The 19,575-nt window shown below is 67.2% G+C and carries 19 protein-coding genes and 1 pseudogene; 16 read left to right on the top strand and 4 right to left on the bottom strand.

All coding sequences use genetic code 11. From position 1 onward, the window contains the following. Positions 1–4: 4 nt before the first annotated feature. Positions 5–1,666, top strand: coding sequence for an arginine--tRNA ligase (gene argS / locus D9V36_RS09385; RefSeq protein ID WP_129293351.1), 1,662 nt, complete (start codon positions 5–7; stop codon positions 1,664–1,666). Between the two features lie 220 nt (positions 1,667–1,886). Here the strand turns inward: argS and D9V36_RS09380 are convergent, their stop codons facing one another. Continuing rightward, a complete protein-coding gene (locus D9V36_RS09380) occupies positions 1,887–2,789 on the bottom strand; it encodes a GNAT family N-acetyltransferase (RefSeq protein ID WP_129293350.1) in 903 nt (300 codons plus the stop codon). Positions 2,790–3,301: 512 nt separating this feature from the next. On the opposite strand from D9V36_RS09380, the gene D9V36_RS09375 reads away from it, so the two are divergent. The 3 genes from D9V36_RS09375 (at position 3,302) to D9V36_RS09365 (ending at position 5,364) form a co-directional block, all read left to right on the top strand. Then, entirely contained in the window at positions 3,302–4,357 is a 1,056-nt protein-coding gene (locus D9V36_RS09375; RefSeq protein WP_129293349.1) for a D-alanyl-D-alanine carboxypeptidase family protein, read from the top strand. A 150-nt stretch (positions 4,358–4,507) separates the two neighbouring features. Further along, a complete protein-coding gene (locus D9V36_RS09370) occupies positions 4,508–4,879 on the top strand; it encodes a hypothetical protein (protein ID WP_241720770.1) in 372 nt (123 codons plus the stop codon). A 176-nt stretch (positions 4,880–5,055) separates the two neighbouring features. Then, positions 5,056–5,364 (top strand): hypothetical protein, encoded by a 309-nt coding sequence (locus tag D9V36_RS09365; protein WP_129293348.1) that lies wholly within the window; start codon positions 5,056–5,058, stop codon positions 5,362–5,364. Positions 5,365–5,542: 178 nt separating this feature from the next. On the opposite strand, the gene D9V36_RS09360 is transcribed toward D9V36_RS09365, so the two are convergent. After that, positions 5,543–6,253: a hypothetical protein gene (locus D9V36_RS09360; protein WP_129293347.1), complete on the bottom strand. Its 711-nt coding sequence runs from the start codon at positions 6,251–6,253 to the stop codon at positions 5,543–5,545. Between the two features lie 1,053 nt (positions 6,254–7,306). On the opposite strand from D9V36_RS09360, the gene D9V36_RS09355 reads away from it, so the two are divergent. The 6 genes from D9V36_RS09355 to D9V36_RS09330 are packed head-to-tail and all read left to right on the top strand — an operon-like array spanning position 7,307 to position 13,041. Next, a complete protein-coding gene (locus D9V36_RS09355; RefSeq protein WP_206739630.1) occupies positions 7,307–8,026 on the top strand; it encodes an iron-containing redox enzyme family protein in 720 nt (239 codons plus the stop codon). A gap of 9 nt (positions 8,027–8,035) precedes the next feature. Next, positions 8,036–9,331, top strand: coding sequence for a pyridoxal phosphate-dependent aminotransferase (locus D9V36_RS09350; protein WP_129293345.1), 1,296 nt, complete (start codon positions 8,036–8,038; stop codon positions 9,329–9,331). A gap of 13 nt (positions 9,332–9,344) precedes the next feature. Then, entirely contained in the window at positions 9,345–11,123 is a 1,779-nt protein-coding gene (locus tag D9V36_RS09345; protein WP_129293344.1) for an FAD/NAD(P)-binding protein, read from the top strand. 3 nt (positions 11,124–11,126) lie between these two features. Next, a complete protein-coding gene (locus D9V36_RS09340; protein ID WP_129293343.1) occupies positions 11,127–11,654 on the top strand; it encodes a cupin domain-containing protein in 528 nt (175 codons plus the stop codon). Then, the gene (locus D9V36_RS09335) at positions 11,651–12,421 is read left to right on the top strand and encodes a sulfite exporter TauE/SafE family protein (RefSeq protein ID WP_206739629.1); all 771 of its coding nucleotides are present in this window, start codon (positions 11,651–11,653) and stop codon (positions 12,419–12,421) included. The genes D9V36_RS09340 and D9V36_RS09335 overlap by 4 nt, the downstream gene beginning before the upstream one ends. 32 nt (positions 12,422–12,453) lie before the next feature. Then, a complete protein-coding gene (locus tag D9V36_RS09330; protein WP_129293342.1) occupies positions 12,454–13,041 on the top strand; it encodes an O-methyltransferase in 588 nt (195 codons plus the stop codon). A gap of 141 nt (positions 13,042–13,182) precedes the next feature. Here the strand turns inward: D9V36_RS09330 and D9V36_RS09325 are convergent, their stop codons facing one another. Further along, positions 13,183–13,557 carry a hypothetical protein gene (locus tag D9V36_RS09325; RefSeq protein WP_129293341.1) on the bottom strand — a complete coding sequence of 125 codons (375 nt, stop codon included), beginning with the start codon at positions 13,555–13,557 and terminating at the stop codon, positions 13,183–13,185. A 583-nt stretch (positions 13,558–14,140) separates the two neighbouring features. On the opposite strand from D9V36_RS09325, the gene D9V36_RS09315 reads away from it, so the two are divergent. Continuing rightward, positions 14,141–14,392 (top strand): DUF1266 domain-containing protein, encoded by a 252-nt coding sequence (locus tag D9V36_RS09315; RefSeq protein ID WP_164992921.1) that lies wholly within the window; start codon positions 14,141–14,143, stop codon positions 14,390–14,392. A gap of 236 nt (positions 14,393–14,628) precedes the next feature. On the opposite strand, the gene D9V36_RS09305 is transcribed toward D9V36_RS09315, so the two are convergent. After that, a complete protein-coding gene (locus D9V36_RS09305) occupies positions 14,629–15,468 on the bottom strand; it encodes an SDR family NAD(P)-dependent oxidoreductase (protein ID WP_129293339.1) in 840 nt (279 codons plus the stop codon). A gap of 191 nt (positions 15,469–15,659) precedes the next feature. Here D9V36_RS09305 and D9V36_RS09300 point away from each other — a divergent pair, with 191 nt between their 5' ends. The 5 genes and pseudogenes from D9V36_RS09300 (at position 15,660) to D9V36_RS09285 (ending at position 19,575) form a co-directional block, all read left to right on the top strand. Continuing rightward, the gene (locus tag D9V36_RS09300; protein ID WP_129293338.1) at positions 15,660–16,580 is read left to right on the top strand and encodes a helix-turn-helix transcriptional regulator; all 921 of its coding nucleotides are present in this window, start codon (positions 15,660–15,662) and stop codon (positions 16,578–16,580) included. Positions 16,581–16,717: 137 nt separating this feature from the next. Beyond that, complete coding sequence (locus D9V36_RS09295) at positions 16,718–17,533, top strand: SDR family NAD(P)-dependent oxidoreductase (RefSeq protein WP_129293337.1); 816 nt, start codon at positions 16,718–16,720, stop codon at positions 17,531–17,533. A 646-nt stretch (positions 17,534–18,179) separates the two neighbouring features. After that, positions 18,180–18,491: a hypothetical protein gene (locus D9V36_RS09290; protein ID WP_241720769.1), complete on the top strand. Its 312-nt coding sequence runs from the start codon at positions 18,180–18,182 to the stop codon at positions 18,489–18,491. Between the two features lie 27 nt (positions 18,492–18,518). Beyond that, positions 18,519–18,688, top strand: a pseudogene (locus D9V36_RS41880) (IS481 family transposase); the annotation flags it as partial. Positions 18,689–19,062: 374 nt separating this feature from the next. Next, positions 19,063–19,575: a hypothetical protein gene (locus tag D9V36_RS09285; protein WP_241720768.1), complete on the top strand. Its 513-nt coding sequence runs from the start codon at positions 19,063–19,065 to the stop codon at positions 19,573–19,575.

The following is a 19,575-nucleotide window of genomic DNA, read 5'->3' as shown; positions in this document are numbered from 1 at the left end:
TGCCGTGACTCCAGAAGATCTTGCGGTCGTCATCTCCGACGGCGTACACACAGCCATCCGCTCCGGACGCATCTCAGCAGAGATGCCCGAGGAAATCCGTGTGGAGCGCCCCCGGCACCGCAGCCATGGCGACTACTCGACCAACGTCGCCCTGCAACTCGCCAAGTCCGCGGGGCTGCCCGCCCGCACCGTCGCCGAGGTGCTGGCGCCGCTGGTGGGCGCGGCCGCCGGAGTCGCGAAGGCCGAGGTGGCGGGCCCCGGATTCCTGAACATCACCCTGGAGAGCGCGGCGATCGGCGCCCTGGCGCGCGATATCGTCCTGGCCGGTGACGCCTATGGCCGTTCGGACCGGCTCGGCGGCCTTCGGCTCAATCTGGAGTTCGTCTCGGCGAACCCCACCGGGCCGGTGCACATCGGCGGGGCCCGGTGGGCAGTCGTGGGTGACGTACTTGCCCGGCTCCTCGAGGCAGCGGGTGCAGACGTGTCGCGGGAGTACTACTTCAACGACGCCGGCGGGCAGATCGACCGCTTCGCCCGCTCGCTGCTCGCCACGGCGCAGGGCTCACCGGCTCCCGAAGACGGCTACAGCGGCGCGTACCTCGAGGAGATCGCCGCCACGGTACTGCGGCGGCAGCCCGGGGCCCTGGACCTGGCGCGGCCGGAGGCCGTCGCCGCCTTCCGTGCGGAGGGCACGGCGCTGATGTTCGACGAGATCAAGACGTCGCTCGCCGCGTTCGGTACCCACTTCGACGTCTACTTCAACGAGAAGGACCTGCACGACAAGGGCGACTTGGACGCCGCCGTCATCCGCCTGCGGGAGGGCGGCCACGTCTTCGAGAAGGAGGGAGCGGTCTGGCTGCGCACCACGGACTTCGGTGACGACAAGGACCGGGTCCTGGTGAAGGGCGACGCTTCCTGGACGTACTTCACCGCGGACTGCGCGTACTACCTCAACAAGCGGTCCCGGGGCTTCGAGCGGGTCGTCATCATGCTCGGCGCCGACCACGCGGGCTATGTGGGCCGGATGCGGGCCATGGCGGCCTGCTTCGGTGACGACCCGGACACGCATCTGGAGATCCTGATCGGTCAACTGGTCAACCTGGTCAAGGACGGTGCGCCGGTCCGGATGAGCAAGCGGGCGGGCACGGTCGTCACCCTGGACGACCTGGTCGAGGCGGTGGGCGTGGACGCCGCGCGGTACGCGCTGGCGCGGGCCAGCGTGGACACGACGATCGATCTCGATATCGACCTGCTCACCCGGCAGTCGAACGACAACCCCGTCTACTACGTCCAGTACGCGCACACCCGGCCGTGCGCCGTACAGCGCAGGGCGGCGGAAGCCGGGATCGGGAAGGGCGCGCCGGAGGACTTCGACCCTGCTGTCCTCACCCATGAGCGGGAGGCCGACCTGCTCGGCATGCTGGCCGAGTTCCCGCAGGTCGTGGCCACCGCCGCCACGCTGCGCGAGCCACACCGGGTCGCGCACTACCTGGAGCAACTGGCCGGCACGTACCACCGCTTCTACGACGCCTGCCGGGTCCTGCCGCGGGCCGGTGAGGACCCGGACGACCGCACCCGCGCCAGGCTGTGGCTCACGGAGGCCGCCCGGCTGGTGCTGCGCAACGGGCTGCAGCTGCTCGGGGTCTCGGCCCCGGAACGGATGTGAGGATGACCGCCGGCCGCCACAACAACCGTCCGGCACCGGGGCGAAATCGGCAGCGCCGCCGCAAGGAGCCGGCGGCGCCCACCCGAGTGGGCCGGCCGCTGCCCGCACGGCCGCGGCCGGACGGCCCCGGCCGCCCGACCGCAGCCGCCCGGCCCTGTACCACGGTGGTGGTGCCCGAGTCCGCCGGCTCCGACCTGCGCCGGGATCCCGTCACGGCCGGTCAGACGAAGTCGATGCGCTCCTCGCTGACCGGATATCCCGCCGTCGCGAAATGTGCGGCCATCGGGAAGTTCCCCTGGTCGGTCGCGGCCACGATATGTGTCGCGCCTTGCGCCACCAGGTCTTGTGTGCACTCGACCAGCAGGTCGTAGGCGTAGCCGTGCCCGCGCTGCTCGGGGAGGACGCCGATGAAGCCGATACAGAGGCCTGTCGAGTTGCGCGTGGGGACGTGGATACCTGCCGGCTCGCCGGCTGGGGTGTAGGCCACCCGCCACCAGTCCCGTGGGGACGTCGTAGAGGTGAGGAGGCCGAGGAGTTCTTCGACGGCGCCGTCCCTGCCGTACTGCGCGATGTCGTGCAGATCATGGGCGTCCAGGGAGCCTTCCTGGATCCGACGCACTACGCCCCGGATGACGTTGTCGTCCGGCTCCGGCCGGTACTCCAGGCGTCCGGTGCGCGCCGGGAGCGGGCAGTCGGAGGTCCAGGTGTAGCGGTAGCGTTCGACCAGCTTCCGGAGGCCGGCCGCCTCGGCCGCGGCCATCCGGACCTCGGCTGCGGCTCGCACGTCCGGCTTGTCGCGCCAGCCGGGCGGCAGCAGCAGGCTGTATTCGGCGTGGAGGGGTGCGGCGCGCAGCAGTTGCACAGCGGCCTCGCCGTCGGTGAAGTCGAACCAATCCAGGGCGAGGGGTTTGTCGTCCCCGGGCCTGGCCCACCAGGCCGCGCGGGCGACGACGATTCCCTCGCGCAGAGCGACCCAGGTCCAATCGGGCCGGTACCGGCCGCCGTCGGCAATCATGCCGTAGGCGTCGCCGAGTACGGCGGGGCCGACGAGGCCCGGGTCGGGCAGGGAGGCGAAGAGGGGAGTCTCGCCCGCGGTGAGCGGACGGATGACCAGATCAGTCATGGTGAAGCGATCCTTCGGGAGAGTGACGCGCTCCCGGATCAGACCTGGGACGCCCGGCGGATGGGGCGGGAGCGCAAAGCTGTCGTGATGAGCATCGTTCTCGCCTCCTTATCCGTGATCACGGGCGTGCACTCACTCTAGGCGTGGTGGCTCGCAGAGTTCCAGGCATTATCCGCGTATGACTCTCGGCGCCTGGCGAAGGGCCGGCTCCCACCGGATGGACGGTCACCGGCAGCGAACCGGTGATCCAAGGGACCAGGAAATCAGGGGACCAGGGTCCCAAGGGACCAGGGGAACAGGGGAGATGACGATGCGACCGTGCGACGGGGCGCTGCGCGCGAGCGACCTCACGCGACCCATCAGCCACCTGCACAACCACCACAGAAGTGAACCCCGTTACAGGACTATGACATAGCCGACTTGAGTCACTGTCGTCACACAAGTAGGTTCAGTATGAACCGAGTTCTACTACAAGCCGGCGTCCTTTCGCCGGAAGGATGGATGGACGCCCCATGGGTTCCCACGCCCGCCCCAACCGCATACATCGCACCGGAGTCCGGATCGCGATGGTCGCGCTTGTCGGTGCCGCTCTGCCGATCACCGCCAGTGGGCTCGCCCAGGCGGCCACCCCCGGCGCCACGCACTCCGCGGACGAGAACGACCAGCACGGCAGCGAGGTCACCGCGGGGGCGGCCCAGAAGCACGGAACGCAGCGGCAGTTCGGGTCCGACCAGGCAGGACAGCAGCACGCCGCCAACGGCAAGGCCGCCGCTGCGCAGGACGCTCCCCAGATCCACGCCGACCACGCCTTCCTGCTGGACGCCCGCGACGGTAGCCAGGAGCGGGAGATGTGGGGCGGGGCCAAGGCGGACGAGAGCGTCTCGATGGCCAGCACCACCAAGATCATGACGGCCATGGTGGTGCTCAAGCACCCGGAGTGGCTGAACCGGCAGATCACGGTGAAGCAGGAGTACCGGGACTACGTCCAGAAGGTCGGTGGCAGCACCGCCGACCTGCAGACCGGTGACACGCTGACCGTCGAGCAGCTGCTGCACGCCATGCTGATCCCGTCCGGCGACGACGCCGCGATGGCCCTGGCCGACAACTTCGGCTCCGGCGCCACCGCGGACGCGCGGATCGCCGACTTCGTGAACCAGATGAACGCCGAGGCGCAGCAACTGGGCCTGGCCGGAACGCACTTCGACGGCTTCGACGGCATCTCGAACGGCAGCAACCACAGCACCGCGCGCGACCTGGCCAAGCTCGGCCAGCGTGCCATGCTGAAGCCGGTGTTCGCCGACATCGTGAAGATCAAGCAGTACAAGGCGGAGGCCCCGGCCGCCAACGGCCACACCCGGTACTACACTTGGGACAACACCAACAAGCTGCTGGGCAGCTACGACGGTGCTCTGGGCATCAAGACGGGCAGCGGCCCGGAGGCCGGCTACGCCCTGGTCTTCGCCGCCAAGCGGGACAACCGCACCCTGGTCGGCGCGATCCTCAAGGACGACGAAAAGAGCCGCTTCGACGACGCCACCAAGATGCTCGACTGGGGCTTCGCCCACTGAACGGGCAGCGCCCCTGACGCCGATCGCACACCGCGTGCGGCACATGCACCGCGCGCGGCACGTGTATCGCGCGCGGCACCGCCGGCTCCCTGCCCCGGCCCTCACGGCACCGCCAACTGCGCGAACCCGCTGCCGGGGGAGTCGGGTGTCATGGGGGGCGACCGTGGGAAACGAACCCCCGTCGGCTTGGCCCGGCGGGGGTTCGTGCACAGCGGGGCACGACGGCGTGCAAGGTCCCTGCCCTTCTTCGAGCTTCCGCGGGAATCGGCGGGCGCGGACACCGTCGGCGTCATCTACGACCGGGTCGACGGGCTCAACTTCTCCGCGGACTACGGGATGCTGCGAGACCTCTTCGCGGACCCCGCCCTCGCGGGTCGCAAACCGCACCAGGATCTCCTGCGCACGTATCTGCGCGAGGAGTCGATCGCGCCACGGCCGATCCGTCGACTGGCCACCGCTCACGCAGAGACAGCCGACACCGTGTTCCGGAAGCTGCTCCATCCACCGTCCTATGGGAGCTGACCTGCGCAAACGCAGCAGCTCTTCGGCTTGCGACGTGCATGTGCACGCCGCGCGTGAGCAGAGCAGCCGGTGCGCCCGGTACTGCTTGCGCCGTACCGCGTTCATGCGTTTAGTGATCGTTTATTGCGGCTCGGCAGGATGTGAAGTGTCGGGGAGGATCCTTCACAGGGGACGGTATGGCCAAGCTCTATCTGGAGAAGCTCCAGTGCGTCACGACTGAGGGCTGGAGCGGCGTCGACGAGCCGAGGCTCGTGGTCCAGAATCGTGGCACCGTGTGGAACGGGACGGTGCTGGGAGACCGGATGTACACCGTCAAGTACGACTGCGACTTCACGGGAACGATTGCCGTCTTCCTCGGGGAGGCCGGCGGAGCAGTCGGGGACGGCGGGCTCGGGGAGCAGTGGATCACGGATACGCCTGGTGAGCGCAGTCTGCGCTTCAGGGCGGATGGTGCTGAGTACAACCTGCTGTATGCGGTCGAGTAAGGGCCGTCGGCCGTCGACCGCGGGCCGTTAGCCGACGGTCGTGGGGACTGTCGCTGGGGGAGCGGTTCCTGCTGTCGGCGGGGTGGGAGCGGGAAAGACCGCTGCCCGGGTGTGACACACCCGGGCAGCGGTCTTTTTGGCGCGGCGTCGGCGGGACGAATCCTCGCCGGGTGGGGGTTTACGCGTGGGCGCTGATTACGCCGCCGGTGCTGAGCACGATGTAGATGCCGTTGGCGTTGAGCCCGGTGTCGTGCTGGTTTGTCTCCAGGGTGGCGGCTACGCCGTCGTGGCCGATGATCTGTGCGCGGTAGCGGAGTTCGCCGATCTTGGTGACCTTGGCCGTCCAGCCGCCGGCGAGCTTGAAGGTGCCCGGTCCCTGGTGTCCGCCGCCCATCCAGGAGTGGACCTGGCCGTCCAGTGTGAGCGTGATGAACATGTCGTTGGCGTCGAGTCCGTCGTCGTGCCCCTTTGTCTCCAGCGTTGCCAGGACCGAGCCGCGGGCGACGATCTTGGCGCGGTAGTGCTGGTCGCCGAGCTGGTAGATCTCGGCCTTGCTGATGCCGTCCGCCAGGCGCTGGGTGCGGACCGGGGAGGCCGCCGTGCCACCGGAACCGGCGTGCGCGCCGCCCGGCTGCTGCCGGCCCGACTGCTTGTTCGCGACGCCCGCCTTGACGTCGGCCTTGGCGTCGGTGCTCTGCAATCCGGACCAGCCCGACGCGGTGGACTCGGCGGCGGCCGAGCGCATGGTCGTGTGGCCCGCGGACTTCGCGCCGCCGGCGTCCGAGCCGGAGCAGGCGGTCAGGGCGAGACCGGCGGCCGCGGTCAGGGCCGCGGCGGCAATGCGCAGCGTGCGGCGACGAGCGGTGCGGACAGTGGTGCTGGAGGTCATGTCGGATTCCCCGGGGCGGTCGGCGTCGTTGTTTCCTCGGTACGTCACCCACTCTGATCGGGGCCACTAGTGCACGGCTGCCGCTCCGCTAACACCCGGCTAACACGCTGATGAGGGAGGGATGGACGCCAAGGAGAGCGGCAAGGACCGGGCCGGAGCTGCCCAGTTGGGAAGCAGGGATACACGAGTGCGGGAGCGTGGCCCCGGTGCGCCCGCCAACGGACGGCACGCTGACGGCCACAGCGATTGCCCGGCTGCTCACCGCGTGGTCAGGAGTTCGTCGAGACCAAGCCTCTCGGATCCAAACTGGCTACTTCAAGCCGACTATGACTCCCGGTCATGCACGGCCGGTTGCCCGAGGAGTTCGCCGTCAAGTCATGACTCCGTAATCGGCGCTCCGGGGCCTCGGAGGGCAGTACTTGCTGGGGTGGTGCTGTCGCAGGCGCCACTCCCGCACCATCGTGGCCAACCGTAACCCCCGTACCGACGTTCCCGGTGGAGTGACGAAGCCGTGACCATGGGTAGTGGTTCAGCTCTCGACAAGTGGCCGGTAAAGACTGTCCTCGAATCAACCTTTAGGCAATCATGGAGCACGGCCGAACACCGGGTGGTCATCGTGGCTCACCTGGAGGGCGGATTTACGTTCAGCGATTCTTCTGCCTTCATCAGGAGGAAGGTCTGTAGGTTTCTTCGGTCCTGTCCGATTCCGGGTATCAGCTCTTCGCGATGCGATGCGACGCGCGCGGAAGTGAGCGAATCTCTCCTGTCCGTGGAATGAAATAACCTTCCTCGGACTCGAATGCTCTCATAGTGCGGGACAGGTGAATTCGCGGGGCAACTCCCGCAGTTCACCAGGCAGGGCCGCCACGATGGCTCGTGATAGTGATCAAGCGCAATCGAAGACGTCTCAAGGAATCTGTCCAGTGGATCGTTGTGTCAACGTTGCGTCAATTTTGACCAGCTTATTGACCCCGTCCACACCTGCGTGAACTGGAGTGAAGCAAGATGGCGACAAGCACGGCACCGGCACTTCACGATCAAGTCACTTCGCTCATGGACGAGTTGGACCGGCACCCGGTCTACGACAACGAGTACTTCAAGTTCCTGGAGAACTCGCCATGGAACAGCCGCACCTATGAATTCCACCGGGCGAACTTCTTCCAGCGCACCGAGGGCACGGTCAAAGGCATCGCCCATGTGTGTGCGCAGGCGGCGGCCAACGATGACCGGGACACGCTGGTCCTGTTCTCCTACATCCTCAACGAGGAGGCCGGGAACGGCGAGGCCGCCCATTGCCATGAGGTGTTGATGGAGAACGCCCACAACTTGCACGGCGAGATCGAGTTCGGCCTGGCGCCGTTACTCGTGAAGGACGCGCGCCGCAGTGACCTGGTCATTCCGGAGACGTTCGCGTACCGGGAGCGCACCCGGGAACTGCTGGGGGCGAACTACCACCGCATGCTGGGCGTCGCGATGGCGCTGGAGTCCCACGCCGACAGGATGCTGCAGGTCTGCCGTACGGCGTTCCGCAACAGCAACAACAAGCAGCCCGAATCCGAGTTCGTCAACAACGTCGAGATCTACTTCAACGTCCATGTCGGCGACGAGGGCGTCGAGGAACGCCATGCCGCCGATGCGAAGAAGTGCGTCCAGAACAACTGCCGCACCGATGCCGACGTCGCCGAGATCGCCTACGGCGCGAACGAGACGCTGAAGATACAACAGGAAATGTGGAACGCGATGCACAAGGCCGTCCGCGAGTTGAATTCCTAGCAGGGAGAGGTGACTCGGCCGACCGTGCAGAAAAATCGTGGAATTTCCGATGCCGTCCTGAGTATTCCCGAATCGGTGACTCACGGCACCGCGGCGAAGATCGCCGCACTGAACAAGGCACTCCCCGAGGGCGACCGGATCATCGACCTCAGCATCGGCGCGCTGGACACACCGACCGATCCCCGGATCGACCGAGGCGTGATCGAGTTCGTGGAGAAGCAATCCGACGCGATTCATGCCTTTGCGCCCGTCAGAGGATTTCCGTTCCTGTTGGAGTCCGTGGCCGCGCGGGTGGCCCGACTCCATGGCATTTCCTACGATCCGAACCGTGAAATCATGGTCACGCCGGGCGGTGTGAAGGGTTCGATTTCGGTAGTCTTCCACGCCTTGCTGAACCCGGGCGACGAAGTCGTGATCCCGGTGCCCAACTGGCCGCACTACTCGGACATGGTGCGGCTGCACGAAGCCATCCCGAAGACCGTCCTGGTCACGGCGCACGACGGCCTCACGGCGCCGGCTCTGGAGGAAGCGCTCTCGGAGCGGACCAAGATTGTCGTGCTCGGCGACTGCATCAACCCGACCGGCAAGGTCTATTCGACCGAGGAATTGTCGGCGCTGGCCGATGTCATCGCCCGGCACAATCAGCGGTGCGAGTCCCGCGGCGAGAGCCCCGTCTACGTCCTGTTCGACTCTCCCTACGAGGCCCATATCGTGGGGGAGCGCGCCAAGACGTTTGCCGCCATCGACGTTTCGCTCCCCGACGGCAGCCGCAGCTCCATGCGACCGTGGACGCTGTCAGTGACCGGACCGGGCAAGACGTACGGAATGCACGGCGACCGGATCGGCTACCTCTGCGGCCCGTCGGACATCGTGGACGCCGCGGCGCGCGCACAGGTCAACATCACCTCGTTCGCGTCCACTTACGGACAGGTCGCCACGCACATCGCCTTGCAGCCGCAAATGGACGAGGTGGCGGCCGCCAGAGCGAAGGCCGCACGCACCAATCTCCAGGCCATGCTGCGTGAGCTCGAAGCCGTCCCCTCGTTGAAGATCAGCCCAGCCCAGGGGGGCTACTTCCTCTTCGTCGACTTTTCGGGCTACGCCGACGCCTACCAGAAAAAGGGCTACAGCAGCGCCGATCAGTTCCTGCTGGAAGAGGCGAAGGTCGCCACGATCTGCGGCAGCCATTTCGCGGAGGGCCACTTCCTCGATCACCTCGTGCGGATCAACTGCGGCCGGACGGGTGCGCTCGTGAGCAAGGCCGGCATACGTATCCGGGACGCCCTCACACGCTTGGAGTCCTGACCTGAATGCCAAGATGAGGGGAAGCATCACCTACTGCATCATCGGCACAGGGTTCGCAGGAACCTGCGCGTTGTGGCATGTGGTGCAACGACTCACCGATCCACGCCGTATGCCCCCGCTCTCCCCCTCGGCCGTCACGATCGTCACGGTGGAGCGGGGGCCGGTGAACGGGCCGGGATATCCCTACGCGAAAGACAACGTCCAGCTCGCGCATCGGTGCAACAACGAGGCGAGCACCATGGGGATCCACGGCAATGATTTCGTCGACTGGCTGGCCGCGAGCAAACCATGGCTCATTAAGGACCATCCGGAGCTGGTCCGGGAGACGCATCCCGGAATCGAGCTCGGTGAATGGCAGCCGGAAAACGGCGAGTTCTATCCGCGTGCGTTGTTCGGCCTGTATCTCGAGAAGCGGTTCCAGGAGACCGTCGAGCGGGCCCGTGCACAGGGTATCGACGTTCAGCAGTACGTGCGCCACGAGGCCGTCGACGGCTACGCAACGGAGCAGGGTTTCGCCCTGTCCCTCCGTAGCCTCGATACCGACCGTGAGTGCACGGTGGACGGAATCGACCGCGTCCTGCTGAGCACCGGGCACTGGCAGTCCAAGGCGACCGACCCACTCTCCGGAGAGAGTGGATACGCCATGTCGCCCTATCCGCCGGACGCGGTGAAAGCGGCCGTCGACGAACACCTCCGGTCGCGGCGCGCACGCGGCGAGCGGCCCCGGGTGTTCGTTCAGGGGATGGGCCCGAGCGGTATCGACGCCATTATGACGTTGAGCGGTGACGGCGAGTTCACCTACACCGAGGACGGTCATATCGCGTCGTACCGGCCGGCGGTGCGGGACGGCGAAGAGCCGTTGCACATCGTCGCCGGATCGCGCTGCGGTTTCTTCCCTCCCGTGCGGGGGCCGCTCGTACCGTACGAGCCGCACCATCTCACGGAGGAGCGCCTGGCGGAGATCCGGCGCGATCACCAAGGGCAGCTGAAGATCGAGCGCATTCTGGAGCTCTTGGACAAGGACCTGCGCCGGGCAACCGAAGGGGCAGTGGGGTGGAACGACATCAAAAGCCCCCGCTATCGCTCCGCCAGGGAAAAGCTCGCGAGCGATCTCCGGGACTCGTACACCGGGAACCTCGTCCACACCATTGTGCTGAAAGCGCGGAGAATGCGCTTCTACCAGCAGCTCGAACCGTCCGACAAGGCGACGTACGACCGTCTGCTCGACACCCACTTCATTCGGACGGCCGTGCCGATGCCGTCCGCAAACGCGGAGAAGCTTCTCGCTTTGATGGACGCCGGGATATTGACGACCGTCAAGCAAGGCTATGACGCGCCGCACACAGCAGTGGGGGAGGACGGTGATTTCCGGATCACCTACCGGTCCGACGAGGGCGGACAGTCGACCCTGCGGGCGGACTGCGTGATCCGTGCCAGCGGGCAGAACTTCGGCATGGAGAACCATCCGTCGCCCTTGGTGCAGAACCTTCTGAGGCGAGGCGAGATCGTCCCGCATGAGGAAGGGGGGTATGTCACGGGCGGAATCGCGCTCGACGCCCGGGGCGGGTACCGGGTGATGAAGCGGGTGGGCGGCGGGTGTGTTCCGTCGCCGTATCTCACCTCCTACGGTTCGCCCGTCAGGTTCTGGCAGCACGAACACAATTTCGCCGGCGCATTCGTCGAGGCGGCCGAGTGGGTTGCCGACGAGTGGCTAGACATCGCGGCGGCCGTCACCGCAGGCTCCGTGGCCGTCGAGGGTCCCGGATTGGTCACCAGCGAGACAGGGAGCTGAACCATGGAGATGAAAGAGTTCCATTATCAGGACGGCCTGCGGGTCAGCCTGTTCAATCTCGACCACAAGGCTGTCCCCTACCACTTCCATAATGAAGTGTCCGACATGATGTATTGCTCACGGGGGCAGATCACGATCGAACTGCCCGATACGGACGAGGTGTTCACCGTCCAGCCGGACCAGGTGTTCCAGGTTCCCCATCCGAGCAAGCACAGGTTCGTCAATGGAGCACCTGTCGGAACGCTTTCACGCTATGTCCTTCTGCAGATCGGCGATTTCGACATCAACTTCGTCCGGGACGCCAAGGACATTGCGGGGCAGTTCGCCGAGCGCTCCGCGACGCAGGTCACGGGCGGTGCCATTTACATCGAGGATCGCAAGGGCGACATCGTCAAACTCGCCGATCACTTCGAACAGGAGAAGCCCGAGGTCCTGGACGCGGAGGAGCAAGCTGACGTCGTGACGGCACTGCGGTGCTTCGCCTCCCGTGGCGTGGAGGAAGCGCACCCGCGGAGCGGCCGCAACTCTTGACCCACACGGCCCTGCTCTCCTTCGACGTGGCCACCGTCACGTTGATTGTTCTGACGTTCTTCGCGGGTGGGTTGATCAAGGGTTTGACCGGCCTCGGCCTGCCGCCCGTCGTCCTCGGGATTCTTGCGGCGACGGTCGGGATCCACCCCGCGAAGGCGCTGATTCTGATACCGACGTTCCTGACGAACGTCCTTCAGGCGTCGCGCGGTGGTCACGGCCGGGAAGCCATTCGGCTCACCTGGCCGTTTCTCCTGGCTGCCACGGTCTTCACCGTTTCGGGTGCGTTCACACTGAGCTATTTCCGGGCGGATGTGATGTCCGCACTGCTCGGCCTGGGGCTCGCGGTGTACGGGTTGCTCGGGCTGTTCAAGCTCCGCGTGAACATCAGGGACAGATGGTGGCACCACCCCGCCGGTGTGGTCTTCGGAGCCACCAACGGCTTCCTCACCGGAATGACCGGCTCGTCAGCCGTCCCAGGAGTTTTCTACCTGCAATCCATCGGCCTGCTGCGGGACCAACTGGTGCAGAGCATGGGCATCCTCTTCACGTTCTCCACCGTTGGTCTGGCCTGGTCGCTGCGGACGCAGGACCTGCTCAGCATGGATCTCGGCGTCATGTCGGCCGCCGCCCTGGCCCCGGCGTTTCTCGGGATGTCGGCCGGCAACCGGATTCGCCGGCGGATCTCCGAGGAAAAGTTCCGCACAGTACTGTGTGTCGCCCTGTTGCTCCTCGGCCTGTACGTCGCGATACAGAGCCTGGCCGGCTGACGAGGCTTCATGAAGCAAGGAGAGGACTCACCATGGAACACGATCTCGCCGCACTGCTGGGTGAGCTGGAGGAATTCGGCAGTACCAACGATGCGGCGACGGACGACCGAAGCCGGAAGATGCTGAACATCACCCACGACACCGGCGTGTTCCTCGCCTTGCTGGTCAAGGCAACCAAAGCCAAGAAGGTGCTGGAGATCGGGACGTCCAACGGCTACTCGACGTTGTGGCTCGCCGACGCCGTGGGCGAGGACGGCTCGGTCACCACCATCGAAAAGGCGTCTGACAAGCGCGCGATGGCCGAACGAAACTTTCAGCGTGCCGGGCTCGGTCCCCGCATTCAGCAGATCGGGGACGAGGCCGGCCGGTTCATCGGGACGTGCGATGCGGGCGAGTACGACTTCATTTTCCTGGACAGCGATCGCGGCCAGTACGCCGACTGGTGGCCCTCGCTACAGCGGATCCTCGCAGCCGGCCACCTGCTCGTGGTCGACAACGCGACCTCCCACGCCCACCAGATGGAAGACTTCAACCGGCTGGTCGCGGCCTCGGACGGCTACCTCAGCTCCCTTTCCCCCATCGGCAAAGGCGAGTTGGTGATCCTGAAGGAGGACGCGTAACGGGCCCGCGGTCCGGAAGGTGCGGCCTGGAGCGGCGGGTGGTCATCAGCACGGGGAGGGCTGTACCCGTGGGAGCTGGTACAGCCCTCCCGCTGTGTGCGGGCGTGTCAGCCGGGAGCGTCCGGTTTCAGCGGTCCGGCCTCAGCGGCGTTCGCAGGCAAGCGTCAGGCAGAGCATCAGCGCCTCGTAGGGAGTGCTGTCGCTCTGTGCGGTGGGCGTCTCCTCGGAGTCCGCGACGAACCGCCATTGCGACGGATGGGCGTGCTGGGTCTCTCCCTTCTTCTCCACCGTGACGTGGAGAGTGCGGGCCTGCGGGTCGTTCGTCTCGACGGCCACTTCGTCGCTGCCGATCGAGAAGTGGTCGTGTAACAGGACCAGACCGAACCGGTCCAGGTTGCCGTGCTTCTCCAGCACTGCCTTGATGTCCCTGGCGAACTCCGCGTCCTGTGGGCCGAGCGGTTCGGCGTCTTCGAAGCGAGGAAGGCTGCGCGATGCGGTGATGGTCTGTGTAGGCATGAAGATCTCCCTTCGGCCGCGCTCTGCGGTCTCAAGACACCATAAGCAGAAGGGGAGTTGTGACAGAAGGGCCCAACGGTGGCGAGGATCCCACATGAGCCGGACGGTGCTGCCGGGACTCGATGCCCACGCCGGGGCGACGAAGAGTGACCTGCCGCGCCGTGCTCGGGCACTCCCTGCGAGGCGTATTTCCCGCCCGACCCGGGATTGTGGAAGGCACATGCCGACCGGGGGAAGGGGGCGGACGTGCAGCGTGGCACCCTGCGAACCCTGCGGGTGGGTGGCCCGCTCCAAGGGCCCGTCGCTCATGGGCTGGGGTGCGGGGCGCTGATGAACGTCACCAACGGAGCCCTGTGGAACGCCATGGGCACGCACGGCAACGGCTACTTCCTGGAGCGCAAAAGCCTGGAAGAGTGGTGGGGAGTAACCGACCGAAGCAGCTGGCAGGGTGCACTGGACCGCCTTCTCAAAGACTCGGGTGTCAGGGGCCCGTGGGAGTTCGTGCCGGAAGTCCGCAGCTCGCTGTCCCAGCAGTTCGGCGGCCAGGTCGATCCGGCACTGTGGCGGGAGACGGCGGAACAAGGTGCTGCTCCACAACGCCACCCAAATCGGCGGTACGGTCTCCGACGCCCAAGTTGCCGGGGTGAAGCAGCTGATCGGCCGTATTACGCGCTACGAAGGCCGGTTTCGTGCGGACGGCATCCTTGCCGCCAGCGGTCGCGTGCGGTCCGTGCTGGCATGGGATTACGGACGGACTTCCTGGATGGCTCGCTGGGGAGTCGGCGCCCGCTTCACGGATATCCCGGAGGCGGAAGAGGCGCTGGTGCACGTCTGAGCCGGATGACCTACAACTCCTGGGAAGAATTCGCGGCCAGCTATATCCTCGGACGCTGCCTGCATTTCGATGACGGAGGGTCAGTCCGGTGAAGCCCTTGTGGGGAAGGCGATTCCTCCCCTGGGCCCTCCCCGGGGTGCCGGGCCGGCACCGGCACCGGCACGGGGCGGTCGGCCGGCCCGTGACGAGTGGCGGCCCGGAAGGGAGGCATCCTCCGCCCGTGCTCCTCCGCCCGGTCAGGCGGCGTCGTCGTGGGCGGTGGCCGTGGACTTCGCCTGCCATGCGGTGAGGTCGTCCTGGAGCCGGCCGATCTTGACCAGTTGGCGCTCGATGGCATCTCGGCCGAGCGCCAGGTGGGTGGGCAGTTTGTCCTGGCAGGTCACCTCGTAGATCAGCGCGGCCCCCTTGACGGGATCGCCGAGCTGGGCGTGGTTGGCCTGGCCGATCCAGTCGAGGGTGTCGTGGGCCGGGGTGCCGTCGTAGGCGGGAAGACGGCAGGCGGCAGTGGACAGCGAGCTGCCGTCGAGGAAGTCGGTGCGGAAGACACCGGGTTCTACGACCATGCTCTGGATGCCGAACGGCGCGAGTTCCACGGAAAGGGCTTCGCTGATCCCGGCGACGGCGAACTTCGAGGCGCTGTACATGCTGACGCCGGGCTCGCCCTCGAATCCGGACCGCGATCCGATGTGGACGATCTTGCCGTGGCCCGCCTCACGCATCACAGGGAGGACGGCACGGGTGACATTGATCAGGCCGAAGACGTTGAGGTCGAACAGGGAGCGCGCTTCGGCGTCCGTGATCTCCTCCAGCGCGCCCAGCAGTCCGCGCCCGGCGTTGTTGACGAGCACGTCGATACCTCCGAATTGGCCGACAGCCGCATCGACGGCCCGCGTGATGTCCTCGCTGCGGGTGACGTCCAGCGCGAGGCCGAGCACACGGTCGGACCGCTTGAGGTCATCCGGCAGGCTGTCCGGGTTACGGGCCGTGACCACGACCGCGTCACCGCCCGCCAGCGCGGCGCGGGCGATCTGCAGGCCGAACCCGCGGGCGGCTCCGGTGATGAACCAGGTGGACATGAACGGCTCCTTCTCTCGTCGGTGACGGGACGGAGACGGGGAACGAGGCCGCGTCCCCGTCGTCCTTCCCGACTTCACTGAACCAGCTCCGAGCAGGGAGAAGGGGGGCGAAGAAGGCCCGGCCGATCGGGGGACGAACTGGGCCACCCTCTTGTGCCCATACCGGGTGCGAACGCGCGAGACTCGGTGGCATGAACCGTGAGGAGACAAGCTCTCGCCTGGCAGAGTTCCTGCGCTCGGCTCGCGCCCGCCTCAGCCCGCAGGAGGCCGGACTGGAGGAAGAAGGCTTCGGCCGCCGCCGGGTGCCCGGACTGCGACGGGAAGAACTCGCCCGGCTGGCCGGCGTGAGCGTGGACTACTACACCCGCCTGGAACAAGGCCGCAGCCCCAGCGCCTCGGCGGAAGTCCTTGACGCGCTCGCCACCGCCCTGCGCCTCGACGACGCCGAACGCGCCCACCTGCACACCGTCGCCCGCCCCAGCTCCGCCCGGCGCAAGCGTCGATCCCGGCCACAGCGCGTCCATCCCGGCACCTGGGACCTGCTGGAAACCCTGGAGGCCGCCTGTCGGCCGGGCTTCGTCCTCGGCAGGCGCCTCGACGTCCTTGCCCACAACCGCCTCGCGGGCCGGCTCATCACCGACTTCCGCGCCCTGCCCGCCGCGCAGCGCAACCAGGCACGCTTCGTCTTTCTCGACCCCCACGCCCGCGAGCTGTACACGGACTGGGACACCGTCGCTGCCGACACGGCCGCCATGCTCCGCCTCGACGCCGGCCGTCACCCCGACGACCCCGCCCTCAGCGCTCTCGTCGGTGACCTGTCCATACGCAGCCAGGCTTTCCGCCGCTACTGGTCCGACAACAAAGTCCACCAGCGCACCACCGGCACCAAGGGCTACCACCACCCCCTCGTCGGCGACCTCACCATCACCTACCAGGCCCTCACCCCCGGCGACGACCCCGACCAGACTCTGTTCATCTACCGTACCGAACACGGCAGTTCATCGGAGACTGCACTGCGGCTGCTGGCCTCCTGGCACGAACCCACGACGCCGGAGGCGGAGTTGGAACACGACCCCACCACTCCACGTGGTACCGGAAACCGCAGGCACTGACACCGGTCGGCCTCCCCGCCCGTCGCCCGGCCACGGTGCCTGCGGCAGCGGCACCCGGTCGGTTCCGATGGCGTCGGTGCTTCGTATGCTCACAGTGCGGGGAACCGGAAGTCGACCACCTTCGGAGGCGAACGACCATGTCGGAACAGCGAGTTGTCCTGGTGACGGGCGGGGGAACGGGAATCGGGGCCGCCACCGCCCAACTGCTGCGCACTGCCGGCCACCAGGTCGTGATCTCCGGGCGGCGGCCCGAGCCCCTGCGCCGGGTGGCCGAGAAGACCGGAGCGCTGGCCCACCCCTCCGACGCCGCCGACCCCGAGGCGGTGCGTGAGCTCGTCGAGACGACGGTGACGGCCTACGGGAGGCTCGACGGTGTGGTGCTCAACGCCGGAATCGGGCGGGGCGGCGCGGTCGGCGACACCGAGGTCGAGGACTGGGAAGAGCTGATACGGACCAACCTCACCGGCCCGTTCCTGCTGCTGCGCACCGCGCTGCCGCATCTGCTGGCGGCCCGCGGCGCGGTGGTCGCGGTCGCCTCGGTCGGCGCTCTCCGCAACAGTGTCGGCAACGCCGCCTATGCGACGTCCAAGGCGGGTCTGCTCCACCTGTGCCGCTCCCTCGCCGTCGACTACGGGCCGCAGGGGCTGCGGGCCAACGCGGTGTGCCCGGGCTGGGTGCGGACGGAGATGGCCGACCAGCGGATGGCGCGGTTCGCGGCGGAGGCGGGACTGGCGGGCGGCGCCGAGGAGGCGTACGAGGAAGCGAACCGGCTGAACCCCGCCAGGCGGCCGGGTGATCCGGAGGAGGTCGCCGAGGCGATCGACTGGCTGCTGTCGCCCGCCGCGTCCTACGTCAACGGGGCCGTCCTCACCGTCGACGGCGGAGTGACCACGGTCGGCGTCGGCGGCGCCGCCTTCGACCACCGGATCGAGGCGCGCACCCCGCGCCTGTAGCGGACCGCCCCGCCGCGGGCCCGCGCCACAGGGCCCGCGGCGGGCGGGAACCCGTGGCGGTGCGGGAACCCGTGGCGGCGCCCAGGGCCCCGGAAAGAAGCTGGGCCGGGACGGCGCCCCGGCGGCGGGGAACGGCGACCGCCCGCAAGGTGGCTCCCACCCGACGGACGCGGCGGTACCGCGGCACCCGGACGCCGTTGCGAATGTGCGAGTTCGACGTCGGCTACCCCGAACACGGCGATCCCTCTGTCTTGGAGGGAGTATCGGCCGGACGCCTGGGACAGCACTGAGACACCCAGGGGGTGAGGGCTTGTCAGTGCCTCTGGGTACGCTGGCACAGACAGGAAACGGGCGTGAACCGGAAGCTCGATGACGCCGACCGGTGAACGGAGGCACTGCCATGGGCGACGGGTTCAAGAGCAAGGGGAACGAGGACCTTGACAACGCTCTGAATCAAGGAGCTTGCAGGGACGCCCCAGCAGCACGGTCGCGGTAGCCAGGGTCACGTGTTTGTGCCCTATCGGTTTGGGCGTCGGCTCGGCTCCGGCTCGGCGTTTCGACGAGCAACTGCCCTGCGCCAAGCCCGTGTTCCACCGCATGATCCTGCCTGACCCACAGTCGCCTTTTCATCGATAGGAGAGAGTCCGTGCCGCATCCCGACGCGCCGGAACCGGTACAGCCCATCCCCGCCACTGCCGAAGAGGCATTGGCCGCCGCTCGCGCCCGATTCGAAGTACTGGATCTGGAAGGAAACCCGGCGCCATTGTATGTGGCAGAGTTCGACATCGGCTTCCTCGTCCACGCCGTCATGCCCCCACCGCCGCCCGGCACTCAGGCGCCGTTGGGCGGCAGTCACATGGTGATCTCCAAAAGCGACGGAGCCGTCACCTATGTCCCCAACTTTCCGCCGGACTCGGCGATCGAGCTATACCGGAGCCTGCGCCGGCCCAAGGGTTAGGTGTTCTGACCACGGGCCCGCATCGCCTACCTGGTGCGGTTGAACCCCTCGACCGTGCGCCGCGTCCTCGGCCGATTGCAGCTCACCCGCCCGGCCCACGCGGACCGCACCACCGGCCGTGTGATCCACCGCTACGAACACGCCGCCCCCGGCCACCTGGGGTCCATGCCGACATCAAAAAGCTCGGGTACATCCCCGCCAGCCGCGTCCCCACCTCACAGGGCAGTGCACCAGGCGCCATCGTCCCCTTCCCACCCCACTCTGACATGAGGCGCGTGGCAGTCAGGATGCGCCGAAGGCATCGGCCGCGTCACTGAATCGAGGTGGTGGGCGCGACACCCGGGCAATGCCACATCGTCGGCGCACCACCCGTGCACCGGGTGGTCCTGCCAGTCCATAGGGAGAGTCCGCCGCTCGGGCCGGGATTCGCAGTGGGACTCTTCGGCCTGGGGGCCAGGCCGACGAGGCACGCATCCGGAGAACACGATGGTGACGCATGGACATAACTGGTGCTCGGTCAGCATGCTGTTTGGCTTAGGGTTGAACATGTCGTTGAGTAATCATGACCGGCGTGGGGGATGTTGTGACAGGGGCAGGCGGCTTCCAGGCCGATGTGGAGTCCTTGAAGTCGGAGGGCACCCACTTCGTCAAGCTCGGCGATGACTTCAACGATTCGGTACGACGTCTGGTCAACGGCTTGGCCAAACTGCGCGCGGGCGAGCCCACCAAGGATGTGGCGGCGAAGCAGAAGCCGCCGGAAGAGAAGTCGTTCGGCGAGCAGTTCTGGAGCAGCCTGACCACCCTGGACAGCAAGTCCAGCGCGCCGCCCTGGGGTGATGACGACCTCGGCGAGAAGTTCGGCGTCGTCTACGAAGGCCTCCGCGACGGCATGTACGAGTCGATGGGCCACCTCGCCGCCAAACTCGAGGAAGTCGGCAAGGCGCTGACCGCCATGGCCAAGCACCACGCCGAGAACGAAGACTTCAACGACTCGCTGATGAAGCAGCACGTCGAGAACGAGCAGGCGTGGGCCGCCCCGGACAAGGGCACGGTCGTCCAGAGGAAGCTCGGCCCCGTGACCTGA

Origin of the sequence: Streptomyces lydicus, from assembly GCF_004125265.1 — a bacterium.
In the GTDB taxonomy this organism is placed as follows: Bacteria; Actinomycetota; Actinomycetes; order Streptomycetales; family Streptomycetaceae; genus Streptomyces; species Streptomyces lydicus_C.
This window is presented reverse-complemented; position numbering and strand designations above follow the sequence as displayed.

Excerpts from the sequence above, each read along its gene's own strand:
- D9V36_RS09360 (WP_129293347.1), bottom strand. The coding sequence starts at position 6,253 with ATGACCTCCAGCACCACTGTCCGCACCGCTCGTCGCCGCACGCTGCGC.
- D9V36_RS09340 (WP_129293343.1), top strand. The coding sequence starts at position 11,127 with ATGGAGATGAAAGAGTTCCATTATCAGGACGGCCTGCGGGTCAGCCTG.
- D9V36_RS09330 (WP_129293342.1), top strand. The coding sequence starts at position 12,454 with ATGGAACACGATCTCGCCGCACTGCTGGGTGAGCTGGAGGAATTCGGC.
- D9V36_RS09300 (WP_129293338.1), top strand. The coding sequence starts at position 15,660 with ATGAACCGTGAGGAGACAAGCTCTCGCCTGGCAGAGTTCCTGCGCTCG.
- D9V36_RS09305 (WP_129293339.1), bottom strand. The coding sequence starts at position 15,468 with ATGTCCACCTGGTTCATCACCGGAGCCGCCCGCGGGTTCGGCCTGCAG.
- D9V36_RS09370 (WP_241720770.1), top strand. The coding sequence starts at position 4,508 with ATGGGGGGCGACCGTGGGAAACGAACCCCCGTCGGCTTGGCCCGGCGG.
- D9V36_RS09365 (WP_129293348.1), top strand. The coding sequence starts at position 5,056 with ATGGCCAAGCTCTATCTGGAGAAGCTCCAGTGCGTCACGACTGAGGGC.
- D9V36_RS09355 (WP_206739630.1), top strand. The coding sequence starts at position 7,307 with ATGGACGAGTTGGACCGGCACCCGGTCTACGACAACGAGTACTTCAAG.
- D9V36_RS09325 (WP_129293341.1), bottom strand. The coding sequence starts at position 13,557 with ATGCCTACACAGACCATCACCGCATCGCGCAGCCTTCCTCGCTTCGAA.
- D9V36_RS09295 (WP_129293337.1), top strand. The coding sequence starts at position 16,718 with ATGTCGGAACAGCGAGTTGTCCTGGTGACGGGCGGGGGAACGGGAATC.
- D9V36_RS09380 (WP_129293350.1), bottom strand. The coding sequence starts at position 2,789 with ATGACTGATCTGGTCATCCGTCCGCTCACCGCGGGCGAGACTCCCCTC.
- D9V36_RS09345 (WP_129293344.1), top strand. The coding sequence starts at position 9,345 with ATGAGGGGAAGCATCACCTACTGCATCATCGGCACAGGGTTCGCAGGA.
- D9V36_RS09375 (WP_129293349.1), top strand. The coding sequence starts at position 3,302 with ATGGGTTCCCACGCCCGCCCCAACCGCATACATCGCACCGGAGTCCGG.